This is a genomic window from Streptomyces sp. SBT349, assembly GCF_001083795.1.
GTDB lineage: Bacteria > Actinomycetota > Actinomycetes > Streptomycetales > Streptomycetaceae > Streptomyces.
In genome coordinates this window covers 1-1,875 of record NZ_LAVK01000618.1, presented here as the reverse complement: position 1 = coordinate 1,875, position 1,875 = coordinate 1, and the positions used below count along the sequence as shown (strand labels likewise).

Here is a 1,875-nt window from a genome sequence, read left to right as displayed (position 1 = left end):
GCCCGTGCCGCGCAACCCGCCGCTCCTGGCGCCGCGCGGTCCAGCAGCCGGGCGGCGCGCTCGGCCCCGTTCACGCGTCCTCCCGTTCCACGCTCAGCCCGATGTCGTGCGGCCCCGCCGCCGGAACGGGCCCGCCCGCCGTCCCCAGCGCGATGTCGCCCCCGAACCGCTCGTCCAGGCACTCGCTCAGCAGGTCGAGCGCCTCCCGCACGTCCGGCGCCCCCACCCGCGTCCGCACCTCGTCGACGCGCGCCAGGTCGCCGGGCGCGAAGTGCAGCATCGGCCGCTCCAACAGCGCACGCGCCGCCGGGAGATGGGAGCTGTGGACCTCAAGGACCCCCGCGACGACGGTGACGAGGATGTCCCCCCACGGGTCGATCGCGACCAGGCGCCGTTCCGGCTCCGCCGCGGCGACCCAGGGGGGCGCCGTGTCGGTCCGGAGCCCGTCGGGGGAGTGGATCCGCCCGGCGAAGGCCGGGTCGAGCGGCAGCCCCGCCCACGTCTCGGAGGGCCACCGCGCCGCGATCGGCCCCGGGAGCGCCTCGGCGCGGCGGGCACGGTCACCGCCCGGGGGCAGGTCCCACACCTCGGTGTACTGCTCCCGCTCCGGCCCGTCGTCCCCGCCGCCCGGCGGCCGGAGCCGGTGCAGGGCCAGCGAGCGCGGGGAGAGGAACGTGAGCGCCGCGCTCCCCCACGGGCCGGGCGGCGGCCCCGGCGTCGGGGCGTCGTGGAGCAACTCCCCGTCCTCGTCGACGACATACAGGTGATCGCGGTCGAAGAACGCCACCAGCCGCTCGGCGGGCAGCGTCGCGAGCGCGAACAGCCCCTCGGGGCCGACGATGCCCCGGCCGGGCTCCGCCGCGCCGGGCTCCGCCCCGCCGAGCGGGACCCCACCGAGCGGGGCCCCGCCGAGCGCGGGGATCGGCACGCGGCGCGGCCGGTCGGCACCCGCGTCGACGAGGAGCAGGCCCCCGGGGTCGAGCATCACCGCCCCGGCGCTCGACCTGCGCAGGTCCGAGAGCTGGTGGCCCGGCACCGTCACCCGCTCCCCCCACAGGCACCACACCGTCGCGCGCCGACGCTTGTCGTGCACGGTCCTCACGAGGATCCGGTCCCCCAGGTGCAGCAGGGACGGCCGCCCCTCCCTGTTCAACGGGGACAGCTGAGCCCGGTACGAGATGTGTCCGTCGCCCAGCCGCATGTCGGCCAGCCAGCTCTCGAACCCGTCCTGGCTCCGCGTGTCGGAGAGGAAGACCGCCTCCGAGGCGTCCGGGGAGAGCGCGACGCCGAGGCAGTGGCGACTCGGGCCGACCAACTGGCGGGTGCGCGGCAGGCGTTCGACCGCGGGGCGCGGGTCCCGCGCGGCAAGGGCGGCGACGGCTCCGGTGCGTTCGGCCTCGGGGAGCAGGCGGGCCGCCGCCGCTGCCTCGGCCAGGGGCAGGTCGGTGGCCAGGCGCCGCAGCTCGTCCCACCGCCCGCCCTCGGCCAAGTGGCGGCCGAGGTAGTCGAGTTCACCCCGGGACAGTTCGGTGACGCGGTCGCGCCGCTCGCCGGCGACGACGACCCGGATCACCTCGGTGTCGCCCCCGGCGGCCAGCACCCCCCGCAGCCGCTCGCGCACCTCGGGCCCCGCCGCCCGGTAGGCCAACGCCAGCAGCGCACCCTCCGGATCCAACGCGAGCCGCTGGCCGTCCTGACCGATCAGCGCCAGATACGCCGCCCGTTCGGCGGGCTCCCCCGGCGCCACCGCCAGCAGGTCCAGCACATCCGCCTCGGGCAGCTCACCGGCCACGGCGCGCACCGCGTCCTGGGCGCGCGGGTCGCCCAGCGCGCACCCCCGCACCAGCCGCCGCCACGCGCGCCGCGCCCCGAGCC

General features: G+C 78.3%; 1 protein-coding gene. It reads right to left on the bottom strand.

The features are described 5' to 3' along the window. Positions 1-70 precede the first annotated feature (70 nt). Positions 71-1,875 (bottom strand): hypothetical protein (locus ADY01_RS35240; RefSeq protein WP_049580925.1); only part of this gene is annotated, 1,805 nt, incomplete at its 5' end.